This window comes from Thermobacillus sp. ZCTH02-B1 (genome assembly GCF_002159085.1).
Classification (GTDB): Bacteria; Bacillota; Bacilli; order Paenibacillales; family Paenibacillaceae; genus Thermobacillus.
In genome coordinates this window covers 331,702-355,510 of record NZ_LZRU01000009.1, presented here as the reverse complement: position 1 = coordinate 355,510, position 23,809 = coordinate 331,702, and the positions used below count along the sequence as shown (strand labels likewise).

28 protein-coding genes are annotated in these 23,809 nt (G+C 66.2%); 23 read left to right on the top strand and 5 right to left on the bottom strand.

Annotated elements, in window-relative coordinates:
• Positions 1 to 98 precede the first annotated feature (98 nt).
• From A9Z00_RS03375 to lipB, 4 genes are read left to right on the top strand one after another with little or no spacing between them, the layout of a single operon-like run.
• Positions 99 to 1,124 carry a thiamine pyrophosphate-dependent dehydrogenase E1 component subunit alpha gene (locus A9Z00_RS03375; RefSeq protein WP_296974335.1) on the top strand — a complete coding sequence of 342 codons (1,026 nt, stop codon included), beginning with the start codon at positions 99 to 101 and terminating at the stop codon, positions 1,122 to 1,124.
• 1 nt (position 1,125) lies between these two features.
• Positions 1,126 to 2,109, top strand: coding sequence for an alpha-ketoacid dehydrogenase subunit beta (locus tag A9Z00_RS03370; protein WP_296974332.1), 984 nt, complete (start codon positions 1,126 to 1,128; stop codon positions 2,107 to 2,109).
• A 48-nt stretch (positions 2,110 to 2,157) separates the two neighbouring features.
• Positions 2,158 to 3,429: a dihydrolipoamide acetyltransferase family protein gene (locus A9Z00_RS03365; protein WP_296974737.1), complete on the top strand. Its 1,272-nt coding sequence runs from the start codon at positions 2,158 to 2,160 to the stop codon at positions 3,427 to 3,429.
• A gap of 10 nt (positions 3,430 to 3,439) precedes the next feature.
• Positions 3,440 to 4,162, top strand: a complete 723-nt coding sequence (gene lipB / locus A9Z00_RS03360) for a lipoyl(octanoyl) transferase LipB (protein WP_296974330.1) — start codon at positions 3,440 to 3,442, stop codon at positions 4,160 to 4,162.
• Here the strand turns inward: lipB and prli42 are convergent.
• A complete protein-coding gene (gene prli42, locus A9Z00_RS03355; RefSeq protein ID WP_296974329.1) occupies positions 4,124 to 4,222 on the bottom strand; it encodes a stressosome-associated protein Prli42 in 99 nt (32 codons plus the stop codon). The two genes, lipB and prli42, sit on opposite strands and share 39 nt — an antisense overlap.
• A 76-nt stretch (positions 4,223 to 4,298) precedes the next feature.
• On the opposite strand from prli42, the gene A9Z00_RS03350 reads away from it, so the two are divergent.
• The gene (locus A9Z00_RS03350; RefSeq protein ID WP_296974326.1) at positions 4,299 to 5,432 is read left to right on the top strand and encodes a M20/M25/M40 family metallo-hydrolase; all 1,134 of its coding nucleotides are present in this window, start codon (positions 4,299 to 4,301) and stop codon (positions 5,430 to 5,432) included.
• A gap of 129 nt (positions 5,433 to 5,561) precedes the next feature.
• Here A9Z00_RS03350 and A9Z00_RS03345 read toward each other — a convergent pair whose 3' ends face one another.
• The 3 genes from A9Z00_RS03345 to A9Z00_RS03335 are packed head-to-tail and all read right to left on the bottom strand — an operon-like array spanning position 5,562 to position 8,723.
• A complete protein-coding gene (locus A9Z00_RS03345; protein WP_296974323.1) occupies positions 5,562 to 6,596 on the bottom strand; it encodes an ABC transporter permease in 1,035 nt (344 codons plus the stop codon).
• Positions 6,586 to 7,500 (bottom strand): ABC transporter ATP-binding protein, encoded by a 915-nt coding sequence (locus A9Z00_RS03340; protein ID WP_296974736.1) that lies wholly within the window; start codon positions 7,498 to 7,500, stop codon positions 6,586 to 6,588. Before A9Z00_RS03340 ends, A9Z00_RS03345 begins: the two co-directional genes overlap by 11 nt.
• Before the next feature lie 59 nt (positions 7,501 to 7,559).
• Entirely contained in the window at positions 7,560 to 8,723 is a 1,164-nt protein-coding gene (locus A9Z00_RS03335) for a COG1470 family protein (protein WP_296974321.1), read from the bottom strand.
• A 201-nt stretch (positions 8,724 to 8,924) separates the two neighbouring features.
• On the opposite strand from A9Z00_RS03335, the gene A9Z00_RS03330 reads away from it, so the two are divergent.
• On the top strand, positions 8,925 to 9,530 hold the full coding sequence (locus tag A9Z00_RS03330; RefSeq protein ID WP_296974319.1) for a sigma-70 family RNA polymerase sigma factor: 606 nt from the start codon (positions 8,925 to 8,927) through the stop codon (positions 9,528 to 9,530).
• The gene (locus tag A9Z00_RS03325) at positions 9,517 to 10,293 is read left to right on the top strand and encodes an anti-sigma factor (RefSeq protein ID WP_296974317.1); all 777 of its coding nucleotides are present in this window, start codon (positions 9,517 to 9,519) and stop codon (positions 10,291 to 10,293) included. Before A9Z00_RS03330 ends, A9Z00_RS03325 begins: the two co-directional genes overlap by 14 nt.
• Before the next feature lie 43 nt (positions 10,294 to 10,336).
• Here the strand turns inward: A9Z00_RS03325 and mciZ are convergent, their stop codons facing one another.
• Complete coding sequence (gene mciZ / locus A9Z00_RS03320) at positions 10,337 to 10,480, bottom strand: Z-ring formation inhibitor MciZ (RefSeq protein ID WP_296974314.1); 144 nt, start codon at positions 10,478 to 10,480, stop codon at positions 10,337 to 10,339.
• A gap of 108 nt (positions 10,481 to 10,588) precedes the next feature.
• On the opposite strand from mciZ, the gene A9Z00_RS03315 reads away from it, so the two are divergent.
• From A9Z00_RS03315 to A9Z00_RS03240, 16 genes are all read left to right on the top strand, one after another.
• Positions 10,589 to 11,140, top strand: a complete 552-nt coding sequence (locus tag A9Z00_RS03315) for an NUDIX domain-containing protein (protein WP_296974311.1) — start codon at positions 10,589 to 10,591, stop codon at positions 11,138 to 11,140.
• Between the two features lies 1 nt (position 11,141).
• Positions 11,142 to 12,386, top strand: a complete 1,245-nt coding sequence (locus tag A9Z00_RS03310; protein WP_296974308.1) for an endonuclease Q family protein — start codon at positions 11,142 to 11,144, stop codon at positions 12,384 to 12,386.
• A 112-nt stretch (positions 12,387 to 12,498) separates the two neighbouring features.
• Positions 12,499 to 13,128 (top strand): stage II sporulation protein M, encoded by a 630-nt coding sequence (gene spoIIM / locus A9Z00_RS03305; protein ID WP_296974305.1) that lies wholly within the window; start codon positions 12,499 to 12,501, stop codon positions 13,126 to 13,128.
• Positions 13,129 to 13,243: 115 nt separating this feature from the next.
• A complete protein-coding gene (gene fur, locus A9Z00_RS03300; RefSeq protein ID WP_296974299.1) occupies positions 13,244 to 13,699 on the top strand; it encodes a ferric iron uptake transcriptional regulator in 456 nt (151 codons plus the stop codon).
• A 183-nt stretch (positions 13,700 to 13,882) separates the two neighbouring features.
• On the top strand, positions 13,883 to 14,128 hold the full coding sequence (locus A9Z00_RS03295) for a DUF4227 family protein (protein ID WP_296974296.1): 246 nt from the start codon (positions 13,883 to 13,885) through the stop codon (positions 14,126 to 14,128).
• A gap of 52 nt (positions 14,129 to 14,180) precedes the next feature.
• Positions 14,181 to 15,083 (top strand): tyrosine recombinase, encoded by a 903-nt coding sequence (locus tag A9Z00_RS03290; protein WP_296974294.1) that lies wholly within the window; start codon positions 14,181 to 14,183, stop codon positions 15,081 to 15,083.
• 65 nt (positions 15,084 to 15,148) lie between these two features.
• Complete coding sequence (locus tag A9Z00_RS03285) at positions 15,149 to 16,333, top strand: phosphopentomutase (protein ID WP_296974291.1); 1,185 nt, start codon at positions 15,149 to 15,151, stop codon at positions 16,331 to 16,333.
• A gap of 76 nt (positions 16,334 to 16,409) precedes the next feature.
• On the top strand, positions 16,410 to 17,231 hold the full coding sequence (locus A9Z00_RS03280; RefSeq protein ID WP_296974289.1) for a purine-nucleoside phosphorylase: 822 nt from the start codon (positions 16,410 to 16,412) through the stop codon (positions 17,229 to 17,231).
• Positions 17,232 to 17,349: 118 nt separating this feature from the next.
• Positions 17,350 to 17,535 carry an aspartyl-phosphate phosphatase Spo0E family protein gene (locus tag A9Z00_RS03275; RefSeq protein ID WP_296974287.1) on the top strand — a complete coding sequence of 62 codons (186 nt, stop codon included), beginning with the start codon at positions 17,350 to 17,352 and terminating at the stop codon, positions 17,533 to 17,535.
• A gap of 5 nt (positions 17,536 to 17,540) precedes the next feature.
• Complete coding sequence (locus A9Z00_RS03270; RefSeq protein ID WP_296974285.1) at positions 17,541 to 18,884, top strand: pyrimidine-nucleoside phosphorylase; 1,344 nt, start codon at positions 17,541 to 17,543, stop codon at positions 18,882 to 18,884.
• 236 nt (positions 18,885 to 19,120) lie between these two features.
• Positions 19,121 to 20,311, top strand: coding sequence for a D-alanyl-D-alanine carboxypeptidase family protein (locus A9Z00_RS03265; protein ID WP_483316258.1), 1,191 nt, complete (start codon positions 19,121 to 19,123; stop codon positions 20,309 to 20,311).
• Between the two features lie 123 nt (positions 20,312 to 20,434).
• Positions 20,435 to 20,788 (top strand): anti-sigma F factor antagonist, encoded by a 354-nt coding sequence (spoIIAA, locus tag A9Z00_RS03260; protein WP_296974281.1) that lies wholly within the window; start codon positions 20,435 to 20,437, stop codon positions 20,786 to 20,788.
• Positions 20,785 to 21,231: an anti-sigma F factor gene (gene spoIIAB, locus A9Z00_RS03255; RefSeq protein WP_296974279.1), complete on the top strand. Its 447-nt coding sequence runs from the start codon at positions 20,785 to 20,787 to the stop codon at positions 21,229 to 21,231. The genes spoIIAA and spoIIAB overlap by 4 nt, the downstream gene beginning before the upstream one ends.
• 23 nt (positions 21,232 to 21,254) lie before the next feature.
• On the top strand, positions 21,255 to 22,010 hold the full coding sequence (sigF, locus tag A9Z00_RS03250; protein WP_296974276.1) for an RNA polymerase sporulation sigma factor SigF: 756 nt from the start codon (positions 21,255 to 21,257) through the stop codon (positions 22,008 to 22,010).
• A 237-nt stretch (positions 22,011 to 22,247) separates the two neighbouring features.
• Positions 22,248 to 22,901 (top strand): stage V sporulation protein AA, encoded by a 654-nt coding sequence (locus A9Z00_RS03245; protein ID WP_296974274.1) that lies wholly within the window; start codon positions 22,248 to 22,250, stop codon positions 22,899 to 22,901.
• A complete protein-coding gene (locus tag A9Z00_RS03240) occupies positions 22,894 to 23,328 on the top strand; it encodes a stage V sporulation protein AB (protein ID WP_296974272.1) in 435 nt (144 codons plus the stop codon). Before A9Z00_RS03245 ends, A9Z00_RS03240 begins: the two co-directional genes overlap by 8 nt.
• Positions 23,329 to 23,809: the final 481 nt, after the last annotated feature.

Sequence of the window (23,809 nt, the reverse complement as noted above, 5' to 3'; positions counted from 1 at the left end):
AAAACAGGGTATAATGAATGCATCCTGTATTTAGTACCTGGTGTTAAGAGCTGACCTCGAACGGGCGGCTCGCCACAGCCGGGAGAAGGAGGCAATGCATGGCCAATACCGGGATTGAGCGTTCGTTCCGCCACCGCGAGCTCGGACTTACGGACGACGAAGCGGTGCAGATGTACGCGACGATGCTGATGGCAAGGCGCTACGACGAACGGGCGCTGCTTCTCCAGCGGGCCGGCAAGATCCATTTTCACATCTCGGGGATCGGACAGGAGGCCGCGCAGGTGGCGGCCGCCTTCGCGCTGGACCGGGAGCAGGACTGGTTCCTGCCCTATTACCGCGATTACGGCTTCGTGCTGGCGGTCGGCATGACGCTCCGCGAGCTGATGCTGTGCCTGTTTTCGAAGGAAGAGGATCCGAACAGCGCCGGCCGGCAGATGGCCGGGCATTTCGGCTGCAGGAGGCTTCGCATCGTCACCCATTCCAGCCCGGTGACGACCCAGGTGCCGCATGCGGTCGGCATCGCCTATGCGCTCAAGCTGAAGCGCAAGCCCGGCGTGGCGTTCGTGACGTTCGGAGAGGGCTCGAGCAACCAGGGCGATTTCCACGAAGGCTGCAATTTCGCGGGAGTGCACAAGCTGCCCGTCATCTTCATGTGCGAGAACAACCAATACGCGATATCGGTGCCGGTCGAGCGGCAGGTGGCCGGGCGGATCTGCGACCGGGCGATCGGCTACGGATTTCCCGGCGTGCGGGTCGACGGCAACGATCCGCTCGAGGTGTACCGGGTCGTCAAGGAAGCGCGGGCGAGGGCCGTCGCGGGGGAAGGCCCGACGCTGATCGAGGCGATGATGTACCGGCTGTCGCCGCATTCGACCTCCGACAACGATCTGGCCTACCGGACGAAGGAAGAGATCGAGGAGCACCGCGCGAAGGACGGTTTGCCGCGATACCGCCAATATCTGATCGACTGCGGTCTGTGGAACGAGGAGCTGGACCGGTCGCTCGAGGAGCACATCCGGCAAATGCTCGACGAGGCGACCGAATACGCGGACCGGGCGCCCTTCCCGCCGCCGGAGTCGATCATGCGCCACGTCTACGCCGAAGACGCGGAAGGAGGGCGGTAACATGGCGGTCATGTACTACATCGACGCGATCCGGCTGGCGATGGAGGAGGAGATGGCCCGCGACGAGAACGTGTTCATTCTCGGCGAGGACGTCGGCTACAAGGGCGGCGTCTTCACGACGACGAAGGGGCTGCTCGAGAAGTTCGGGCCGGAGCGGGTGCTCGATACGCCGCTGTCGGAATCGGTGATCGCCGGGGCGGCGATCGGGGCCGCCATGTACGGCCTGAAGCCGATCGCCGAGATCCAGTACGCGGATTTCATCTTCCCCGCGGCGAACCAGATCATCAGCGAGGCGTCGAAGATCCGCTACCGTTCGGCGGGCGACTGGTCCTGCCCGGTCGTCATCCGCGCCCCGATCGGCGGCGGCGTGTTCGGCGGATTGTACCATTCGCAGTGCGTCGAATCGGTCTTCTTCGGCACGCCCGGCCTCAAGATCGTCGCGCCGTACACCGCCTACGACGCGAAGGGGCTGCTGAAGGCCGCCGTGCGGGACCCGGACCCCGTGCTCTACTTCGAGCACAAGAAATGCTACCGGCTCGTATCCGGCGAGGTGCCGGAGGACGACTACATCGTGCCGATCGGCAGGGCGAACGTGCTGCGCGAAGGCGACGACATCACGGTGATCGGCTACAGCCTGCCGCTTCATTTCGCGCTGCAGGCGGCCGAGGATCTGGAGGCGGAGGGCATCTCGGCCCACATTCTCGATCTCCGCACGCTGCAGCCGCTCGACAAGGAGGCGATCCTCGAGGCGGTCCGCCGCACGGGCAAGGTGCTGATCGTCCACGAGGACAACAAGACGGGCGGTGTCGGCGCCGAAGTGGCGGCGATCATCGCCGAGGAGCTGCTGTACGAGCTGGACGCCCCGATCATGCGGCTGTGCGGACCGGACGTGCCGGCGATGCCGATCAACGCGCCCGGCGAGAAGCATTTCATGCTGAATCGCGAGAAGTTGCGGGATGCGATGCGGCACCTGGCGCTTTATTAGAGGTCGGGAGGGGTTGAGAACGTGAGGCAAGGTCTTCGGGAAATCTTGATGCCGCAGCTCGCGGAATCGCTGGTGTCCGCGACGATCGAGCGCTGGCTCAAGCAGCCGGGAGACACGATCGAGCTGTACGAGCCGATCTGCGAGATCAACACGGACAAGGTGAATGCGGAGCTGCCTTCGACCGTGAGCGGCAGGCTGGTCAAAATTTTGGCGGGCGAAGGCGAGACCGTGAACGTCGGCGCGCCGATCTGCCTCGTCGAGACCGCGGCGGCGGGCGGGGAAGACCGTTCCGCGGCGGATCGGCGGGAGACGGAGCCTTCGCGGGAGGAGCCGCCGGCCGCTCCGGACGCCGAGCCCATGCGCGCCCGCTACTCGCCGGCGGTGCAGCGGCTCGCCGCCGAACACGGCGTCAATCTGTCCGAGATCCGGGGAACCGGCCTCGGCGGCCGCATCACGCGCAAGGACGTGCTGCATTACATCGCGTCCGGCCGCGCGTCCGGACGCCGGGACAGCCCGCCGGCGGACGATCCGGTCCGGATGCCGGTCCGGTCTTCCGGGCTGCACCTCACCGAGGAGCCGAAGCTGCCGGCCATCGAGGTCGAGCCGGCGGAACCGGGGAGCAACGAATATTTCATCGACGTGACGCCGCTCCGGCACACGATCGCGACCCGCATGCGGCAGAGCGTCACCGAGATTCCGCACGCCTGGATGATGATCGAGGCGGACGTGACGAACCTCGTCGCATTGCGCAACAAACTGAAGGACGAGTTCAAAAGACGCGAAGGAATCAACCTGACCTATCTCGCGTTCTTCCTGAAGGCGGTCATCAACGCAATCAAGGACTACCCGATCATGAACTCGGTGTGGGCGGTCGACAAGATCATCGTCAAGCGCGACATCAACATCTCGCTTGCGGTCGGCACGGAGGAGGGCGTCTGGACGCCGGTCATCAAGAACGCCGACCAGAAGAACATCGCCGGGTTGGCCCGCGAGATCGACGAGCTCGCGCGCAGGACGCGGGAAGGCCGGCTGTCGCTCAGCGACATGCAGGGCGGCACGTTCACCGTCAACAACACGGGCTCGTTCGGATCGATCCTGTCGCAGCCGATCATCAACTATCCGCAGGCGGCGCTCATCACGTTCGAGTCGATCGTGAAGCGGCCCGTCGTCATCGGCGACATGATTGCGATCCGTTCGATGGTGAATCTGTGCCTGTCGCTCGACCACCGCATCCTGGACGGCGTCATCTGCGGGCGTTTCCTGCAGCGGGTAAAAGAGAACCTCGAAAGCTTCAGCATCGAAAACACCACGCTGTACTGAGGGGCGCGCCATGAACGGGACGAACGCAGCACCGCTCGACATCCGCTATATCCCGATGATCGCCTACGCCGAGGCGTGGGAGCGGCAAAAGGAGATCGTGCGGAGCATCGACCGCGGCGAAGGGCCGGAGACGCTCCTGCTTTTGCAGCATCCGCCGACCTACACGATCGGTTCGCAGAAGCATCCGGAACATCTCCTGCTCGGCGAAGAGGAGCTGAAGGCGCGGGGCATCCGGGTGTTCGAGATCGATCGCGGAGGCGACATCACCTACCACGGTCCGGGGCAGCTCGTCGGCTACCCGCTGCTCTATCTCGATCCGGCGACGCTCGACCTGCACGGTTATCTGCGCAGCCTCGAGCAGGTCATCATCGAGTGGCTGGCCGATTACGGCATCGCGGCCGGCCGCAAGGAAGGGTACACCGGCGTGTGGGTCGGGGAAGAGAAGATCGCGGCGATCGGCGTCAAGTTCAACAAGGCGCGCTCCCGCCGCGGCTTCATCACGAGCCACGGCTTCGCGCTGAACCTGCGCGCGGGGATCGGGAAGGAAGGCTTTGCGGGCATCATTCCGTGCGGCATCCGCGAATACGGCGTCACGAGCTTCGAGGACGTGGCGGGAATGCCGATGCCGCCGGATCGGGCGGCGCGGGAGATCGTGCCGCACTTCTGCCGCGTGTTCGGCAGGACCGCCGGCCCTTTAATAGAAGAAGAAGCCGATGCCGGCGACGATGGTTGAGAGCAGCATCGCGGCGACGACCACGATGGCCGTGATCCGGACCCATTTGCCGTTGATCATGGCGGGTTGCACGCTCCTTTCGCCAGGCTGATTGCACGCTTCTATTGTATCCGATACGAAAGACGGGTGGAAAGCGATGATCGATCGACAACGACTGATCGACGAGTTTATGGAACTCGTCCGGATCGACAGCGAGACCGGGCATGAGCAGGAGATCGGCCGCGCGCTCAAGGCGAAGTTCGCCGCGCTCGGCCTTGCGGTCGAGGAAGACGACGCCGCGGCGAAGACGGGGCACGGCGCGGGCAACCTGTTCGCGATGCTGGAGGCCGACGGAGCTCCGGATGCGCCGGTCATCTTCTTCACGTCGCACATGGACACCGTCGCGCCGGGCCGCGGCGTCAAACCGCGGCTGGACGACGACGGCTACATCCGCAGCGACGGCACGACGATCCTCGGCAGCGACGACAAGGCGGGACTCGCGGCGATGCTCGAAGCGATCCGGGTGGTCCGCGAGCGCGGAATCCCGCACGGTCCGGTCCAGTTCGTCATCACGGTCGGCGAGGAAGCCGGGCTGAACGGCGCCCGGGCGATGGACGGGAGCCGGCTGAAGGCGGCGTTCGGCTACGCGCTGGACTCGAACGGCGAAGTCGGCGACATCGCCGTCGCGGCGCCGACCCAGGCGAAGATCACGATGAAGGTGCACGGCAAGTCGGCGCATGCCGGCGTCAATCCCGAGGACGGCATCAGCGCGATCCAGGTGGCCGCGAAGGCGATCGCGCGCATGCCGCTCGGCCGGATCGACCACGAGACGACCGCCAACATCGGCCGGTTCGAGGGCGGCGGCGCGACGAACATCGTCTGCGATTTCGTCCGGCTCGAAGCCGAGGCGCGCAGCCTCGACCGGGCGAAGCTGGACCGTCAGGTGGAGGCGATGCGCCGGGCGCTCGAGGAGGCGGCGGCGGAGTTCGGTGCGCGGGCGGAATTCGAAAGCGAGATCCTCTATCCGGCGTTCCGGTATACGGAGGAGGATCCGGTCGTGAAGCTTGCCGTCCGGGCGATCGAGGCGGTCGGATTGAAGCCGCGCACGTTCCATTCGGGAGGCGGCAGCGACGCGAACATCTTCAACGGTCACGGCGTGCCGACCGTCAACCTCGCGGTCGGCTATGAGGAGATCCATACGACGCGCGAGCGGATCCACGTCGACAATCTGGTCAAGACGGCGGAGCTCGTCGTCGAGATCATCCGCCAGGCCGCGGGACTGAAAGGCTGAGGCGGGCTTGCCTCATTCAGGAGCAGGCGTGCCTCACCCAAACAGGTTTGTCCGGAACAAAGGAAGGCCGGTCCGGGAGCGATCCCGGCCGGCCTTCGCTTATGGTTGACGCCGGATTCCGGATTCGGATCACGAGCGCGAACGGATTTCCTGGCGCATGAACATCACGTACGAGATGCCGAAGCAGATGACCGTCGCGGCGATGAGCCCGGTGAAATGCGGCCAGACGAGCAGCAGACTCTGACCGAGCGGCAGCGGGCTCGCGATCGCGAGGTAGATCTGCTCGAGCGTGAACGGACCGAGCGTCCGGACGTTCGGCGTCAGCAGCGTCGTCGTCGCCTCGGAGAACAGTTCGGCCGGCGACAGGCGGTTCAGCCACAGCATCGTCTGCTGGTAGTTGATGATCCGCTGCACCCCGGCGTCCGACGAAGGCGCGATCGCGTTCGAGATCAGGTTCAGGACCAGCCCGTAGAAGACGGTGAAGAAGATCCAGAGCGCCAGGCTCGAGAGCGCGGAGGTCGCGGCCTGGCGGAACCGGATCGAGAACAGGATCGACAGGTTGAGCCAGAACCCGACGTAGAACACCGCGAGCACGAGGAAGAAGAAGATGCGCCAGAACTCCTCCGGCGTCGGCGGATAGCCGATCGCGAACAGGCCGAGCCCCGCCACGAGCAGCCCGAGGGCGAAGATGACGACCGTCACAAGGAGCAGCGAGGCCGTGAACTTCGCCAGAATGAAGTCGTCCCGGTAGATCGGCTGCGACATGAGCCGGCTCAGCGTGCCGCGGTTCCGTTCCGAGTTGACGGCGTCGAACCCCAGCGCGATCCCCATCAGCGGGCCGAGGAACGTCACGAACGTGATGAAGTTCGGCCACGTTCCGTCCGAAATCGTGAAGATTTGCAGGAACAGGAAATTCAGATCGTCATTCAGCTTGCCGCCGCGGATCGCGGACACGGCGGAAAAGATCGAGCCGATGCACGCCAGGAAGATGAGCGCGAGCAGAATCGTGAACCGCCAGCTCCGGATGTGGTCGCTGAATTCCTTCTGCACGATGATCCAGAAAGGAGAGATCGCCGCATCCCGCGCTTGCTCCGAACCGGCCGCGCCGTCGGCGTCCCTGCGGCGCGCGATGCGTCCGAGGAGCGATTTGACGTCAAGCGCCACGGGCTTCCCCTCCTTCGAAATAGCGGTGGTAGATGTCGTCCAGCCCGTATTTCCGGCGGCTGATGGCGACGAGCCGCCCGCCGCTGCCGACGGCGGCCTGCGCGATGTCCGCGGTCAGATCCGCGCTGCAGACGACCGAGGCCTTGCCCCCTTCGCCGCGCTTCACGGACAGGACTCCCCCGATGCCGCGCAGCTTTTCGTCCAGACCGTCCGGCCAGGATTCGAGCTCGAGCTCGACCGTGACCGTGCCGTCCTCATCGAGCTGTCTCGAGAGCGACTCGATGTCGCCGCAGGCGATGAGGCGGCCCTTGACGAACAGGCCGACGCGGTCGCACACCTGCTGCACCTGGTGCAGATGGTGGGACGAAAGCAGCACCGTGATTCGGTCCTCGCGGCTCAGGCGCGTGATCAGCTCCAGCAGCTCGCGCACCCCTTCCGGGTCGATGCCGAGCGTCGGCTCGTCGAGGATGATGATCTCGGGACGCTTGATCAGCACGTCGGCAAGGCCGAGCCGCTGCCGCATCCCGCGGGAGAAGGTGCCGACCTTCTGGTCGGCGGCTTCGGCGAGGCCGACGCGCTTGAGCAGTTCGCGCGCGCGGGCCTCGGCTTCGGCCGGCGGGATCCGGTTCAGCCGGGCCGTGAAGACGAGATTGTCGACGGCGGTCCGGTCCTCGTAGAAGCCGATGTCATCGGGCATGTAGCCGACGCGGCGCTTGATCTGCAGCGGATTCCGGGTCGGGTCGAGGCCGAGCACGCGGGCCGAACCCGAGGTCGGCTCGGTCAGGCCGAGCATCATCAGGATCGTCGTCGTCTTGCCGGCGCCGTTCGGACCGAGCAGGCCGAACACTTCGCCGCGCCAGATCGTCAGATCGAGGCGGTTGACGGCCGCGAGCTCACCGTACATCTTCGTAAGCCCTCTGAGTTCGATGACCGGCTCGCGTTCTTCGCTGAGCGCGACCACGTTTACCGCCTCCCGTACTTGCGATACAGGTAGTAGACGCCTCCCGCGACGGCGATGACGATCAGGATGCCGATCCAGCCCCACAGCGTGGAAGATTGCACCGCGACGCGCAGTGCGATCGTGTCCGATTTCTGCGCCGAACTAGCGGTGATGTCGACTTCGTAGTCACCGGCCAGCGCCTTCTCCGACGACTTGATCGTCGCCTGGACGGTTGCCGTTTCGCCCGGCTCGATGGACGTGATCTTGGACGGTTCGAACGACACTTCCCAGTCGATCGGTGCATTCGACGACAGGCTGACATCCTCGAGTTTCGCCGTGCCGGTGTTCTTGATGACGAGGTCGATCTTCCGTTCGCCGCCGGCCTTCACGCGCGCGTTCAGCCGTTCGTCGGCCGTCGTCAGATCGATGCCGTACGTGCCGGTGATGACGACCTCGAGCGTCGCATCGGCCTGCGTCGCGTTGTTCGTCGCGGCGATCGGAATCTGATACGTGCCGGCTTCCACTGATTGCGGCGGGATGACCTGCACGGAGATCGTCTTCTTTGCGTTCGGCTCGACCGTCACGGAGCGGACGCTGTCGCCGCTGACCATGAAGCGGACGTCCCAGCCCGGCTGCACGGCCGCGCTCAGCGCATAGGTCTGTTCTTCGGCCGTCCGGTTGTGCAGCTCCGTCGAGAACGTGAAGGTGTCGTCCGCGTGGCCCTCCATGTTCGCCTGTTCCGCCGTCCATTCCGACGCGTAGGTGCCCTGCTCGGTCACGTTGATCACGAGCGGCAGGCGGGCCAGGTCGCCGGCGACGACCGTGAACCGGTAGGTCCCCTTGTTCACTTCAAGCGGCACTTCGATCTGGACGTTGAACGTCTCCGAATCGTCCGGCTTGACGGCGATTTCGTTCACCGTGCGGCCGCCGGACGTGATCTTGTATTCCCAGTTGGAAGCCGTCGTCTCCAGACGGATCGGGAAAATCTGCGTCCTGTCGCTGCGGTTGATCGCCTCGACCGAGTACGTGATCGTCTCGCCGGGCGGCGCCGACAGGTTGACGTAGGTGGTGTAGAGTTCGAACGTATCGGCGGCCTTCACCGGTACCGCCGAAGCTGCGGCGGCTCCGGCCGCGATCAGGGCGGCCAGCCCCAGCCTGGTCAAGAAGTTGCGGCATGCGGCAAGCATGCTTTTGATTCCCCCTTCACCGATGATGGTCGGAATGATGCTTCCGCTTACATTACGAACGGGCACGGCGGACGGATTAATGCGCTTCAGGTTTTTTTTTCAAATCCTGCATCGGGTTCCGGAGGAACGTCCGGCTTTCGACGCTTGCACGCATCTGTTAAAATATCCGGGAGAGACCACTGTCGGTGGGGAGGATGCGGATTGGACAGACGGGGAGACGACATGGCGGCGGTGCTCGAAGCGATGTGCGCCGGCTCCGTCGAAGCGTTCGACCGGTTCTACGAACGGTATGCGCCGCTGGTCATGCAGATCGCCCTCCGGATGATGGAAGACCGGATGGAGGCGGAAGACCTTTGCCATGACGTGTTCCTCGAGGTGCTCAGATCCGGCAGGAAATTCGACCGTTCGCGGGGGTCGATCGAGAGCTGGCTGGCGGTCCTGACGCGCAGCCGCGCGCTGGACAGGCGGCGTCGGGCCCGGCGCGCCCTGCAGGGGAGCACGCACGCGTCCGGCGCGCGGATCCCGGAAATCGAGACCGCGGCGGCTCCGGAGGACCTGGTCGTTCTCCGCTTCCAGCGGGCGGCGGTCCGGGAAGCGTTCGCCGCATTGCCGAGCCGGCAGCGGCGCGCGCTGGCGAACGCCTTTTACAGCGAGAAAACGCAGCGGGAATTGGCCGACGAGTGGAATGTGCCGCTCGGCACGGTGAAATCGTGGATTCGCGGCGGCCTCGCCAACCTGCGCAAGCAGATGGCCGTCCGCGGCTGGATCGCCGGCGGGGAAGGGGGAACGCCGCATGACGGGGAATGACGGCTTCGTCCCCGGCCGTTGCTCCTTCGGCTACGCGGACCGCGAGTGGGCGGATTACGCCCTCGGGCATCTCGACGCGCGGGAAGCGTCCGGGATGGAGGCGCACGCCTCGCTGTGCGCCGCTTGCGCGGAACGCCGCGACGAGTGGATGCGGCTGCTCGGGCCCGCGGATGGCGGGCCGGCCGCATCGCCGCTTCCGGAGCGGCGGCGCCGCGCGCTCCGGAGGGCGGTGCGCGCGGTCGGCCTGCGCCGCAGGCTGCGCCGTCCGGTGCTCGCGGTCTGCGCTGCCACCGTGCTGCTGACCGCCGGCTTTCTCCTGCGCGCCGGCGTCTCCGTTGATCCGATCCGGGGCGCCGCACCGAACGCGATGCATGCGCTGCCGGGCGAATACCTCCTTCAGCGGGAGCCGGATGCCGTGCCCGTCCTGGCCGATCCGGACACGACGCAATTCCGGGTCGTCCGCATCTTCGGGATGGCGGGCGAAGGCTACATCTGGCTGAGCGGCGACGCACGGGAGGCGCTGTTCTATCTGTACGGGCTTCCCGACACGGATCAGGTCGACTATCAGGCCTGGGCGATGCGCGGACCGCACGCGGACAGCCTCGGCATCCTGAAGCTCTTCGACGGCGTCGCCCATCTGCACGTCCGTTCGATGTTGCTGCCGGACGCCGAGATGATCTCGCTGAGCGCCGAGCCGAAGGGCGGCAGCGAACGGCCGACGTCGCCGCCGGCCGCCCTGGTCCGGTTCGAGGCCCGGCCCTGAGAACGCGGCGCGACCGGGCCGGGGCTGCCGGCAAGCATCCGGGTCATTTTCCGCCGGTTCTTGCGCCGTGCCGGCGGACGTAGTCGGCCAGCTTCTTCCGCCCGTCGGCGAGGACGCGCAGCCGGTGGCGGATCTCCCACGCCTTGCCGACGAGGCGGATGCCGTTGGGGTCGTTGTACTGTTTCATCGCAATCGCAACCTCCGTTTCGGATCGGGCATGTCCCATCCTATGCACGGAGCGGACAAGATATCACACCGGGGGAGCGGGTGAAGGATGCCATTCGGGAGTGGAGAGATGGGAAGGCCGGAGCCCGAGCGCACCATCGAGACGAAGCCGATTTTCAGCGGCCGGATCATCACGGTGCAGGTGGACACGGTCGAACTTCCGGACGGGAAGACGACGACGCGGGAGATCGTGAGGCATCCGGGCGCGGCCGCGGTGCTCGCGATCCGGGACGACCGGCTGATTGTCGTCGAGCAATACCGGAAGCCGCTCGGCCGGACGCTGGTCGAGATTCCGGCGGGCAAGCTCGAGCCCGGCGAGGACCCGATGGTGACGGCGGGGCGGGAGCTCGAGGAGGAGACCGGCTGGCGTGCGGGGCGGCTCGAACTCATCGGCAGCTTCTACACGTCTCCGGGCTTCGCCGACGAGAAGCTGTATCTGTATGCGGCATACGATCTCACGCGGGGAAATCGCAAGCCGGACGAGGACGAGCTGCTGAACGTGGACGCGATCACGCTCGAACAGGCCGACCGGTACATCCGCGAGGGCCGGATCGGCGACGCGAAGACGATCATCGCGGTCCAGGCGTGGCGGCTGTTCCGGCTGACCGGGTCGTTCGCGTGACATGGGAACTGCAGCGAATCAAGCCGTTCCGGAGGCGGGCCTTCGCCGCATTTTCGCCGACCTCCATCTGCACATCGGCTCGACCGGCCGCGGCGAACCGGTAAAGATCAGCGCCAGCCGGGCGCTCACGTTCCGGAACATCGCCCATGAGGCCGTGCATCGCAAGGGCATCCGGCTGCTCGGCGTGATCGACGCCCATTCGCCCGGCGTGCAGCGGGACATCGCGGAGTTGCTCGACCGCGGCGAGATGGAGGAGGCGCCCGGCGGCGGCATCTGCTACCGGGACGTGACGCTCCTGCTCGGCGCGGAGATCGAGGTGATGGAGCCCGGCCGCGGGCCGGCGCATCACCTGGTCTTCCTGCGCGATTTCGACGCGATGCGCTCGTTCACCCGGTGGCTCGCGAAGCGGATGACGAATGTCGCGCTCAGCTCGCAGCGCGTCCGGGCAAGCGGACGCGAGCTGCAGCTCGAGGTGGCCGCGCGGGGCGGGCTGTTCGTTCCCGCCCACATTTTCACGCCGCACCGCAGCCTGTACGGAAGCTGCGCGGACCGGCTGTCGGACGTGCTCGACCCGGAGCTCGTGGACGCGGTCGAGCTGGGGCTCAGCGCGGACACGGCGATGGCCGGCTTCGTGCCCGAGCTGGACCGGTACGCGTTTCTGACGAACTCGGACGCCCATTCGCTCGCCCGGATCGGACGGGAATACAACGCGCTCCTCGTCGCCGAGCCGTCGTTCGACGAGCTCCGCAAGGCGCTGCACGGGGAGGATGGCCGAAGGATCGCGGCGAACTACGGACTGGACCCGCGCCTCGGCAAATACCACCGGACGCATTGCGCGGGCTGCGGCACGACGCTGGACGAACGGGAAGCCGAAGCGGCGATCCTCGCCGGTCCCGCCGCGCGCTGCCCGCTGTGCGGGGCGGCGAAGCTGATCCGCGGCGTGGCCGACCGGGTGCGCGCCCTCGGCCGCCTCGCGGGGCGGGAGCAGCCTCCCGCCGAGGCCGCAAGGCCCCCGTATATCTGCCAGGTGCCGCTCGAATTCATCCCCGGCGTCGGACCGAAGCTGCTCGGGCGGCTGCTTGACCGCTTCGGCACGGAGATGAACGTGCTGCACGAAGCTCCGCCCGAAGCGCTGGCCGAAGCGGCCGGCGAGAAGACGGCCGCGCTGATCCTCGCCGCCCGCGAAGGAAGGCTGCGGCTCGAGGCGGGCGGCGGCGGGCGCTACGGCAGGGCGCTCTCCTGCTGAGCGGCTTCGGACGTGCCGTCCGGCCGCGGCATACCCGTCCGGCCCCGGACATAGAAATGAACCATCATGTCCTGGGCCCGGATGTCCCCGGGCCGGGAACGGGAGGGCGGCGATGGACGCACAAATCGGCTTCCGTCCGCCGACGGACCGGCGGACGCTGCTTGTATTCCTCGCGGTGCTTGCGGCGGCGGGCGTCGCCTTCGGGGCGCTCGCGAGCCGGACGCTGACGCTCGATCAGCGGGACAATCTCGCCTCCGACCTGGAGCTGTACGCGATGTCGGCCGAAGCCGGACAGCTTCCGGAGGCGGGGGACGCGCTGCGCGAGCGGCTCATGCACCACGCGAAATGGCTGCTGGCCGTCTGGCTGCTCGGCGTCACGGTGGTCGGGGCGCCTGTCGTGCTGTTCGTTCTTTTTCTCAAAGGAATGCTGATCGGATTCTCCCTCGGCGTGCTCGTCCAGACGCACGGATGGAAGGGGATGCTGTTCGCCCTCGCGGCGATGGTTCCCGGCAATCTGCTGGCGCTCCCGGCGTTGCTGCTCGCGGGCGCCTCGTCCGTCGCGTTCGCGCTTCACGTCTTCCGGTACCGGCTCCTGCAGCCGTCCGGCAGCCTGCGCGAGCCGCTCGTCGTCCACACGTCGTTCTCGCTCGCGATGCTGGTCGCGTGCGCGGGCGGCGCGTTCGTCGAGGCGTGGGCCGCGCCGAAGCTGATCGTCTGGGCGGCGCCGCTGATCGCATCCTGACCGTTGACGGCGTGACGGATTCGTTTGACTTTCTTTCGGGCCTGCTTCTATAATGATTTATAATGATTGGATAATGATTGTTGGTTCGCAGGTTGCCGAACGCGGAGGGGAGCGCATGGAGGCCCGGCTCGAGAAAATCAAACAACAGCTCCAGTCGCAGGGCTACAAACTGACCCCGCAGCGGGAGGCGACCGTTCGCGTGCTGCTGGAGAACGAGGAAGACCATCTCAGCGCGGAAGAAGTGTTCCTGCTCGTGAAGGAGATCGCGCCCGAGATCGGTCTTGCGACCGTGTACCGGACGCTGGAACTCTTGAGCGAGCTGCACGTCGTCGAGAAACTGAACTTCGGAGACGGCGTTGCCCGCTACGATTTGCGGACGGACAGCTCCAAGCACCACCATCATCATTTGATTTGCGTGCAGTGCGGTTCGATGGAGGAGATCATGGAGGACTGGCTCATTCCGCTCGAAGAGCGGCTGGAGAAGGAATACGGCTTCCATGTCATCGACCATCGCCTCGATTTCCAGGGGATCTGCCGCCGCTGCCGCGAATCCCGCGAATCCGACGAATAGACCGCAGCCAGAGCTCCCGGACGGGGACCCCATCGGGCCGTTCGGGAGTTTTTTGCGTCAGGCAGGGACAACTGTTCGCCGGACGGTGCCGGCGCCCTTCATCCGGTGCGCCCGGCGGTACTGCCTGCCCCGGGCCCGGCATAGAATGTTGGCAGCATCGGCCCGTCCCGCGGGTACACGGAGGTGATCCGCGCATTGGTGCTGTCGCTGCGCCGTGCGCTGCGCCGATTGCTGTTCATCGCGTTGTTCCTGGCGCTGACGCTTGCGATCGCGGAGGTGCTCCGGCCTTTCGCGGGCTGGATCGGGCTTCCGGAAACGCCCGGTGCGTCTCCGGACAGGCCGGCGCTGGCGTTCGCGGGAGAACCGGAAGGCGGTGCGGAGCCGTCTTTCCTTGACCGCCTGCGCCTGTTCTGGCTGGCCGGCGGTTGAGGCATGCCAGGATCGGGCTCCGGAGCCCGACCGAGAAGGAGGTGAGCGGGTCGTGCCGGATCTTGCGGAACTTGCGCAGCGATTCGCCGCGCATCTCGGCGAGGCGCGGCAGTTCTCCCGATCGACGGCGGAATCGTACGCCCGCGATCTGAAGGCGTTCGTCGCCGCGATGCGGGCGCAGGGCATCGAGGAGGCCGCCCGGGTGGAGCCGCGCCACATCGCGGCGTATCTGACCGGGCTGAGGGAGGCGGGCCGGGCGCCGGCGAGCGTCGCCCGCGCGGCGTCCGGCATCCGCGCGTTCTTCCGGTACGCCGCTTCCGAACTGAAGGCGATCGGCATGGATCCGGCGGCCCATGTCCGGCCGCCGAAGCCGGAGCGCAAACCGCCGCGCATCCTGTCGGAGCAGGAGACGGCCCGGCTGCTGGAGACGCCGGACGAGCGGAACCCGTCCGGGCTGCGCGACCGGGCGATGCTGGAGCTCCTGTACGCGACCGGCATCCGCGCGGGCGAGCTGATCGGGCTGGACGTCGAGGACGTCGACCTCCGGCTCGGCTTTGTCCGCTGCGCCGGGCCGGGCGGAAGGGAGCGGTTCATTCCGCTCGGCAAGGCGGCCGCGGAGGCGGTCGGACGGTATTTGCGCGAAGGCCGGCCGCATCTCGCCCGGCCGGACAAGCCGGAGCGCGCGCTGTTTCTGAGCCGGCGCGGCGGGCGCCTGACGCGGCAGGGATTCTGGAAGCTGCTGAAGAAGCATGCGGCGTCTTCCGGCCTGGACGGGGTGAGCCCGCACAGTTTGCGCCACGCGTTCGCGGCGCATCTCGTCGCGGGCGGGGCGGACCTGCGCGCCGTGCAGGAAATGCTCGGGCACAAGGACATTGCCGCGACCCGCATGTACGCGCAGCTCCGGCGTCCGAGCCTGAAATCGGTCTACGAATCGGCCCATCCGCGGGCGCGCTGACGGGGATCGCCCGGCCAAAGGACCCGCGGAATCCAATCGTGCATTCGGGGGAGTGTCACGGATCCGTGAACGTAACGAGAGCAACCTGGATCGTGCTTGACAGCGTCGGCATCGGGGAGCTGCCCGATGCGCCCGCGTTCGGCGATGCGGGCGCCCACACGCTCGGGCACATTGCCGAGGCGGTGCCGGGCTTCGATCTGCCCGAGCTGCGCCGGCTCGGCCTCGCCAACATCGCGCCGATTGACGGCTGGGAGCCGCACCCGGCGCCGGAGGCGGCATACGGAAAGATGGCCGAGACGTCTGCGGGCAAGGACACGATGACCGGCCATTGGGAGCTCGCCGGCCTGCACATTCCCGTGCCGTTCCGCACGTTCCCGGACGGCTTTCCGGAGGAGCTCATCCGCGAGTTCGAGAGACGGACGGGCCGTCCGGTCATCGGCAACAAGCCGGCGAGCGGCACCGCGATCATCGAGGAACTCGGTGAAGAGCAAATGCGCACGGGGGCGTGGATCGTCTACACGTCCGCCGACAGCGTCTTCCAGATCGCGGCGCACGAGGAAGTCATCCCGCCGGACGAGCTGTACCGGGCGTGCGAGATCGCGCGCGAGCTGACGCTCCGGGAGCCGTACACGGTCGGCCGCGTCATCGCCCGGCCGTACGTCGGGAAGCCCGGCGCGTTCACGCGCACGCCGAACCGGCGCGACTACGCGGTGAAGCCGCCGCGGCCGACGGTGCTGAACGCGCTGAAGGATGCCGGGTATGACGTGTGGGCGGTGGGCAAGATCAACGACATTTTCAGCGGGGAAGGGGTTACGGCCTCGTTCCCGACGAAGAGCAACGCCGACGGCATCGGCCGGACGCTGGAGCTGATGGCGAAGCCTTGCCGCGGCATCGTGTTCACGAATCTCGTCGACTTCGATTCGCTGTACGGCCACCGGCGCGATCCGCACGGATACGCGCGGGCGCTGGAGGAATTCGACCGCGCGGTGCCGGAATTGAAGCGGCTGACCGGGGACGATGCGCTGCTCATCATCACGGCCGACCACGGCAACGATCCGGTCCACCACGGCACCGACCACACGCGGGAATATGTGCCGCTTCTCATCTACAATCCGCGCCTGGGGGGCCGTCCGCTCGGCACCCGGTCGACGTTCGCGGATCTCGCCGCGACGATCGCCGAGCTGTTCGGCGTGGAGCACCCGCCGCACGGCACGAGCTTTCTTGCCGAACTCGGCCTGGGGCGGGGATGAACCCGGCCCGGCGGGGCGAGGCGAAACCGGCGCTTCGGACGGGGAACTTTTCAAACCGAATCGGGAGGTTGCATTCATGACGCTGACGGCTGCACATATCCGCGAAGCCGCGGACTTCATCCGGTCCAGGGCGGCGCTCGTGCCGGAGATCGCGCTGATCCTCGGTTCCGGGCTCGGCGTGCTCGCCGATCATGTCGAAGACGCCGCCGTCATCCCGTACCGGGACATCCCGCATTTTCCGCTTTCGACCGTGGAGGGCCATGCGGGCGAACTCGTCGTCGGCCGGCTGGCCGGCCGGAACGTCGTCATCATGCGCGGCAGGTTCCATATGTACGAGGGCTACGGCCCGGAGCTGACGGCGTTTCCGGTCCGCGTCATGAAGGCGCTCGGCGCGCGGACGCTCGTCGTGACGAATGCGGCGGGCGGCATCAACACGTCCTACCGGCCGGGCGACCTGATGCTGATCACCGACCACCTGAACCTGACCGGCCGCAACCCGCTGGTCGGTCCGAACGACGACGAGCTGGGTCCCAGGTTCCCGGACATGTCGGAAGCCTACAGCCGCCGGCTGCGCGCGATCGCGCGGGAGACGGCGCGGGAGCAGGGACTCGAACTACGGGAAGGGGTCTACGCGGGCCTGTTGGGTCCTTCGTACGAGACGCCCGCCGAGATCCGCATGCTGCGCGCGCTCGGCGCGGATGCCGTCGGCATGTCGACGGTGGCGGAAGTGATCGCGGCGCGCCACTGCGGGCTGGACGTGCTGGGCATTTCCTGCATCAGCAACATGGCGGCGGGCATACTGGACCAACCGTTGTCCCACGAAGAAGTGATGGAGACGACCGAGCGGGTGAAATCCCGTTTTCTGGCTCTGGTCACGGGTGTCATCCCCCGTTTGTAGCATACGGGCGCCCGGCAAAATGCAACGTTCGACTCGACCCGGTGCGACACGCTCCTCCCTCCGTTTCGTCGTATAATGGCCCGGGAATCCGAAAGAAGGAGAGTAGTGGAAGACAGCCATGGACAAGCAGTTGCTGGGACAAGTCGAAAGGTTGCGCCATCAGATGAACTCGGCTTTTCGGGCGAGAAACGACATGCTGCACCGGGAGGTGCTGGAGCTGAGCCGGTCGCTCGATGAACTGATCCTGCAGGTTCAGCTGCTGAAGTGGAGCAGAACGCGCGAAAAGCTTGACGATCAGGGGTGAAGGGCATGCGCGCGGTCGACATCATCAGGCGCAAACGGGACGGCCATGAGCTGACCGCCCGGGAAATCGCGTTCCTGATCGAGGGATTCGTCCGGGGTGACATCCCGGATTACCAGATGTCCGCGTTCGCGATGGCCGTGCTGTTCCGGGGCATGACCGACGCGGAGACGGCGGAGCTGACGCTCGCGATGGCGAGGTCCGGCAGTCAGCTGGATTTGAGCGGGATTCCGGGCGTCAAGGTGGACAAGCATAGCACGGGCGGCGTCGGCGACAAGACGACGCTTGTCGTCGCGTCGCTCGCCGCCGCGGCCGGCGTGCCCGTCGCGAAGATGTCCGGCCGCGGGCTCGGCCACACCGGCGGCACGATCGACAAGCTGGAGTCGATTCCGGGCTTCCGCACGGAGCTGAAGCCGGAGGCATTCATCCGCCAGGTTCGCGAGATCGGGCTGGCCGTGGCCGGACAGAGCGGCGATCTCGCACCGGCGGACAAGAAGCTGTACGCGCTCCGCGACGTGACGGCGACGGTCGAGTCGATCCCGCTCATCGCGAGCTCCGTCATGAGCAAGAAGATCGCCGCCGGAGCGGACGCGATCGTGCTCGACGTGAAGACGGGCGGCGGCGCGTTCATGAAGACGCTCGAGGACGCGGAGCGGCTCGCGCTGGCGATGGTCGCGATCGGCCGGCTCGTCGGCCGCAGGACCGCGGCCGTCATCAGCGACATGGACCAGCCGCTCGGCCGGGCGATCGGCAACGCCCTCGAGGTCCGGGAAGCGATCGCCGCGCTGCGCGGCGAGGGGCCGGAGGATCTGACGCGGCTGTGCCTTGCGCTGGCGGCGCACATGGCGGTCCTCGGAGGCAGGGCCGCTTCGCTCGACGAGGCGCTGCCGCTATTGGAGCGGAAGCTGGCTTCCGGCGAAGCGCTTGAGAAATTCCGCCGTCTCATCGCGGCCCAGGGCGGCGATCCGGCGGTCGTCGACGATCCGGACCGGCTGCCTTCGGCGCCGCGCCGGATCGCCGTGAAGGCGGAGCGCGCCGGCTGCGTGCGCCGCATCGACGCGGAGAAGCTCGGCCTCGCGGCGATGATGCTCGGCGCGGGGCGCGCGGTGAAGGACGCGCCGATCGACCATTCGGTCGGCATCGTGCTCGGCCGCAAGATCGGCGACCGCGTGGAAGCCGGCGAAGCGCTGGCCGAACTGCACGCCGCCCGCGGCGGCGAGGCCGAAGCCGAAGCCCTGCGGCTCGCGGCGGAGGCGTTCGAGATCGGCGACGAGCCGCCGGCGATGCGGCCGCTCATCCTGTCCGTCGTGACGGAGGAAGGCGTCCGGCGGATGGACTCGGAGGAACGCTGAACAAGCGAACATACCGCTTTCATTTTGTCGATCCACATGGCATGAACCAAAACAGGAGAAAAATCCTCTTCGATTTCCGGGCGTTCTTCGCGCCACGGCACGATCCACGGGGCTCCGTCCGCAGGACGGGGCCTATTTGCTTGCGGAATAATTTTCCTCGGGGCGGATCATACTGGAAAGAAGAAGCCTGACCCTTTCGTCTGGCGGCACCAGCAAATTCAGGAGGGACCATGAAGGTGAGGAGAGTACGCCCCGTACTGCTAGTTGCGTTATCCCTGCTCGTCGCGCTGCCCGCCGCGGCGGCCGCCGAGGAGAAGCCGAAGGGCGCGCCCGCGCCGTCCCGGAACGGAGCGGTCGACCTGGCTCCGAACGCGCGCTCGGCGATTCTGATGGATGCGGACAGCGGCACGATCATCTTTGAGAAAAACAGCCACGACCGCCTGCCGCCGGCGAGCATCACGAAGATCATGACGATGCTGCTCGTCATGGAGGCGCTCGACGAAGGCCGCATCAAGCTGACGGACAAAGTGACGGCGAGCGAGCACGCGGCTTCGATGGGCGGGTCGCAGATTTTCCTCGAAGCGGGCGAGGAGATGACGGTCGAGGATCTCTTGAAGGGCGTCGCCATCGCGTCCGGCAACGACGCGTCGGTCGCGCTCGCCGAGAAGATCGCGGGAACCGAGCAGGAATTCGTGCGCATGATGAACGAACGGGCGCGCGAGCTCGGCATGAAAAACACCCATTTCGTGAACTCGAACGGGCTTCCGGCGGAAAATCACTACACGTCGGCGTATGACATCGCGATCATGTCGCGGGAGCTGCTGAAGCATCCCGAGATCACGAAGTACACCGGCCTGTACCAGGATTATCTGCGCAAGGACACCGACCGCCCGTTCTGGCTCGTCAACACGAACAAGCTCGTCCGGTTCTATCCCGGAGCGGACGGGCTGAAGACGGGGTATACGAGCGAGGCGAAGTTCTGCCTGAGCGCGACCGCGAAGCGCGACAACTTCCGCGTCATCGCCGTCGTCATGGGCGAGCCGGACACGAAGACGCGCAACGCCGAGGTGTCGCAGATGTTCGATTACGCGTTCGCCATGTACACGAACGTCCCGATTTTCAAGCAAGGCGACACGATCGGCACGGTGCGGATCGCCAAGGGGGAAGTGCCGAGCCTTACGATCAAGGCGAAGCATCCGTACAGCGTGCTGATGAAGAAGGGCGCGAGCATGAAGGACATCCGCCACGAGGTGCGCCTCGACGAACCGGTCCGGGCGCCGGTGAAGGCCGGTCAGAAGATCGGCAAAATCATCGTCTATCAGGGCGGAAACGTGCTCGCCGAATTCGACGTCGAGGCGCCGGAAAGCGTGGGTCGTGCGAACTGGTGGACGCTGTTCAAGCGGACATGCGCGGAATTGTTCGCATAACCGCGAAACCGGCCGCGTCCGGTGGCGCGTTTTGTCCGGCTGCTTCTAGTTTTGTCGCAGGGCAGGAACGGCGTCCGGACGCGTAGAAGACCTTAACCGAAGCTGGGAGGGGAGTGAACGGCAATGCGGCTTCATGAGGAAATGGAGCAATACCGCAATGTGCTGATCGTCAGGCTGAAAGGCGAACTGGATCACCATACGGCAGACGGTCTGAAACAGCGGCTCGAGGATGCGCTGTTGCGCGGGCGGGCGACGCACGTCCTGCTGAACCTGAGCGGGCTTGCGTTCATGGACAGCTCCGGGCTGGGCGTCATCCTCGGGCGCTACAAAACGGTGACGGCCCGCGGCGGCAAGCTGCTCGTCTGCGGCGTGGGTCCGGCCGTCCGGCGGCTGTTCGAGCTATCGGGACTGCTCAAGATCCTCGCGCTGTACGAGAATGAGCACGAGGCGCTCGGCAGTCTGGAGGTCGTGTCATGAACGGGTCGAACCGCATGGTGCTGTCGTTTTCCAGCCGGTCGGAGAACGAGGCGTTCGCGCGCATCGCCGTCGCCGCGTTCGTGTCGCAGCTCGACCCGACGGTCGAGGAATTGAACGACCTGAAGACGGCCGTGTCGGAAGCGGTGACGAATGCCATCATCCATGGCTATGACGGCAAGCCGGACGGCATGGTGACGATCGAGGCGCGCATCGAGGGCGACGCCGTCTCGATCATCGTCCGCGACGAAGGGAAGGGCATCGAAGATTTGGAACTGGCGCGGCAGCCGCTGTTCACTTCCAGGCCGGATCTGGAACGTTCCGGCATGGGCTTCACGATCATGGAGAACTTCATGGACGAATTCGACGTATCGAGCGAACCGGGCAAGGGAACGGAGATCCGCATGATGAAGCGGATCGAATCGAAAAAGGCGCTCTACAATTAGGGCGCGCACAGGGGTTGGACCGCATGGAAGTCGATTGGAGCAAGCAGCCGCAAGTCCACCTGGATGACGCCGAGGTGAAACGGCTTATCGCCCTCAGTCAATCCGGGGACGCGGATGCCCGCGACAAGCTGGTCCAGGCCAACATCCGGCTCGTGTGGTCGGTCGTTCAACGGTTCCTGAACCGCGGATACGAACCGGAGGACCTGTTCCAGATCGGCTGCATCGGGCTGCTCAAGTCGGTTGACAAGTTCGACCTGTCCTATGACGTCAAGTTTTCCACCTACGCGGTGCCGATGATCATCGGCGAGATCCAGCGTTTCTTGAGGGACGACGGCACGGTGAAGGTGAGCCGGTCCCTGAAGGAGCTGGCGAACCGGGTGCGGAAGACGAAGGACGAATTGTCCAAGGGGCTCGGCAGGCAGCCGACCGTCGGCGAAATCGCCGAAAGGCTCGGCATATCGCCCGAGGAAGTCGTATTCGCACAGGAGGCGAGCAAGCCGCCGGCGTCGATCCACGAAACTGTATTCGAGAACGACGGCGATCCGATCACCTTGATGGACCAGATCGCCGACGAATCGGGTGAGCGCTGGTTCGACCGGCTTGCGCTCAGCGAGGCGATCGAGACGCTCTCCGAACGGGAGAAGCTGATCGTATACCTCCGCTACTTTCGCGACCAGACGCAGTCGGAAGTGGCCAGCCGGCTCGGCATATCGCAGGTGCAGGTATCCAGGCTCGAGAAGAAGATCCTTCAGACCATCAAGGACCAGATCGCCCTTTAGCGGTCATGCCGGACCGTCGGCCCATTCCTGCCGGCTGTCCGCGTGTGCATGGAGGACGAACGTCCTTCGGAAAATGCCTTTGGAAGATGGATCGAACGGATCGCCATGCGGCGGTCCGGTTTTTTTTGTTTCGCCCGGATGACACCGTTCCCGAATTTGTCAGCATGCCCGTCGGTTAAGCCGCAAGCCGGCCACTCATACTAGAACTTGACAGGAACGCCGCGGGAGGATGAGCCCATGACGACCGTGCGAACGAACACGCTCTACGTCCGGTTGCGCAAGCGACTGGTCATCCGGCCCGGCGACACCGTGCGGCTCGGGGACGTCGCCCGCCTGCTGGCCGACGACGAGCGCGAACGGCGGCTTGCCGGATTGGTCCTGTATCGGCATTCGCCGGAGGACGGCGACCGCGCCGTGATCGACATGCTGCACGTCATCCGCGCCGTATCCGAAGCGGAACCGGGGCTTGACGTCGAGTTCGTCGGCGAACCGCAGACGCTCGTCACGGTTACCGCCCGGTCGCAAAAGCCGATCCCCGGCATGCTGGTGGTGGCGTGGCTCCTCCTGTTCTTCGGCTCGGGCCTGACCATCATGAATTTTCACGCGGACGTCGGCATGCTGGAGGTGCACCGGCGCATGACGGAACTGATTACGGGGACGAGAGCGGAGCGGCCGCTCTGGTTCCAGATTCCGTATTCGATCGGCGTCGGGCTTGGCATGATATTGTTTTTCAACCGCGTGATCCGGCGGAAACTGAGCGAGGAGCCAAGTCCGCTCGAGGTGGAAATGTATCAGTATCAGGAAAATGTCGACGCCTATGTCGTCGCCGACGAGATGCGCAAGCTGCACGGCGGCGGGGGCGTAAGCCGGGGGAACGGCGGCCGTGGCTGAATGGCTGCCCCGGGGGGCCGCCGCCCTGCTCGGTCTGTCCGGAGGCCTTGCGGTCGGCAGCGGCCTGATCGCGCTGCTGGTCATCCTCGATCTGATTCCGCGGCTGGCGCAGCTCTCGCGGGGCTACCGGCAGGCGGCCTGGTTCGAGACGGCCGTCCTGTCCGGGACCGTGTTCTGGATGCTGGCCGATTTCGGAGACTGGCGCAGCCCGCAGACGGGGGCGGGTCATCTGCTCGTTGCGCTGGCCGGCCTGTTCAGCGGGCTCTTCGTCGGCATGCTGGCGGCGGCGCTGACGGAGGTCATCAACGTGCTGCCGATCATGGCGAGGCGGCTCCGGCTCGAAGCGGACATGCCGGCGCTGATCTGGGCGCTCGTCCTGGGCAAGATGGCCGGATCGCTGTTCGATTGGTTCGTCTACCAGCGTTGATGCCGGATTTGCCGGCGCATGTCGGGAGGAGGTTTCGAATCGCGCCATGGACGAACGCAACGAGATGCGGGAGGAAGGGGCGGAGCCGTTCGACGTTCCACCTTCGCCGCCTTCGGATCGGATTGGGGAGAGCCTGCGTCCTCCCCTGAGGAAGCTGATTCGTCCGGAACGGGAGGAACCCGCGGACGGTGGTGCCGCGGAGCTTGCGAACGGAAGCCACGAAGCGGGGGCCGGCCGCGTCCGCACGGGTTCGGATGGGAGCGGGGAGGCGTCCGCCGGACTTCCCGAACGGGAAGCGGTCCGCGGCCAGGCCGATGCGGATCCGGTCGGGAACGGAACGTCGGCATACGCGCAAGCCTTCGCTCCTTCGATCGGTCGGACGGAACCGGCGAACGGATCCATGGCCGGCAAAACGAAGCGGTGGCGGAAAGCGCGGAAGGCACGGGAAGGAAACACCCAGGCGGGCAGTCTTTCCTCCGGA

Excerpts from the sequence above, each read along its gene's own strand:
- A9Z00_RS03375 (WP_296974335.1), top strand. The coding sequence starts at position 99 with ATGGCCAATACCGGGATTGAGCGTTCGTTCCGCCACCGCGAGCTCGGA.
- A9Z00_RS03370 (WP_296974332.1), top strand. The coding sequence starts at position 1,126 with ATGGCGGTCATGTACTACATCGACGCGATCCGGCTGGCGATGGAGGAG.
- A9Z00_RS03365 (WP_296974737.1), top strand. The coding sequence starts at position 2,158 with ATGCCGCAGCTCGCGGAATCGCTGGTGTCCGCGACGATCGAGCGCTGG.
- lipB (WP_296974330.1), top strand. The coding sequence starts at position 3,440 with ATGAACGGGACGAACGCAGCACCGCTCGACATCCGCTATATCCCGATG.
- prli42 (WP_296974329.1), bottom strand. The coding sequence starts at position 4,222 with ATGATCAACGGCAAATGGGTCCGGATCACGGCCATCGTGGTCGTCGCC.
- A9Z00_RS03350 (WP_296974326.1), top strand. The coding sequence starts at position 4,299 with ATGATCGATCGACAACGACTGATCGACGAGTTTATGGAACTCGTCCGG.
- A9Z00_RS03340 (WP_296974736.1), bottom strand. The coding sequence starts at position 7,500 with ATGTACGGTGAGCTCGCGGCCGTCAACCGCCTCGATCTGACGATCTGG.
- A9Z00_RS03335 (WP_296974321.1), bottom strand. The coding sequence starts at position 8,723 with ATGCTTGCCGCATGCCGCAACTTCTTGACCAGGCTGGGGCTGGCCGCC.
- A9Z00_RS03325 (WP_296974317.1), top strand. The coding sequence starts at position 9,517 with ATGACGGGGAATGACGGCTTCGTCCCCGGCCGTTGCTCCTTCGGCTAC.
- mciZ (WP_296974314.1), bottom strand. The coding sequence starts at position 10,480 with ATGAAACAGTACAACGACCCCAACGGCATCCGCCTCGTCGGCAAGGCG.
- A9Z00_RS03315 (WP_296974311.1), top strand. The coding sequence starts at position 10,589 with ATGGGAAGGCCGGAGCCCGAGCGCACCATCGAGACGAAGCCGATTTTC.
- A9Z00_RS03310 (WP_296974308.1), top strand. The coding sequence starts at position 11,142 with ATGGGAACTGCAGCGAATCAAGCCGTTCCGGAGGCGGGCCTTCGCCGC.
- spoIIM (WP_296974305.1), top strand. The coding sequence starts at position 12,499 with ATGGACGCACAAATCGGCTTCCGTCCGCCGACGGACCGGCGGACGCTG.
- fur (WP_296974299.1), top strand. The coding sequence starts at position 13,244 with ATGGAGGCCCGGCTCGAGAAAATCAAACAACAGCTCCAGTCGCAGGGC.
- A9Z00_RS03280 (WP_296974289.1), top strand. The coding sequence starts at position 16,410 with ATGACGCTGACGGCTGCACATATCCGCGAAGCCGCGGACTTCATCCGG.
- A9Z00_RS03275 (WP_296974287.1), top strand. The coding sequence starts at position 17,350 with ATGGACAAGCAGTTGCTGGGACAAGTCGAAAGGTTGCGCCATCAGATG.
- A9Z00_RS03270 (WP_296974285.1), top strand. The coding sequence starts at position 17,541 with ATGCGCGCGGTCGACATCATCAGGCGCAAACGGGACGGCCATGAGCTG.
- spoIIAA (WP_296974281.1), top strand. The coding sequence starts at position 20,435 with ATGCGGCTTCATGAGGAAATGGAGCAATACCGCAATGTGCTGATCGTC.
- spoIIAB (WP_296974279.1), top strand. The coding sequence starts at position 20,785 with ATGAACGGGTCGAACCGCATGGTGCTGTCGTTTTCCAGCCGGTCGGAG.
- sigF (WP_296974276.1), top strand. The coding sequence starts at position 21,255 with ATGGAAGTCGATTGGAGCAAGCAGCCGCAAGTCCACCTGGATGACGCC.
- A9Z00_RS03245 (WP_296974274.1), top strand. The coding sequence starts at position 22,248 with ATGACGACCGTGCGAACGAACACGCTCTACGTCCGGTTGCGCAAGCGA.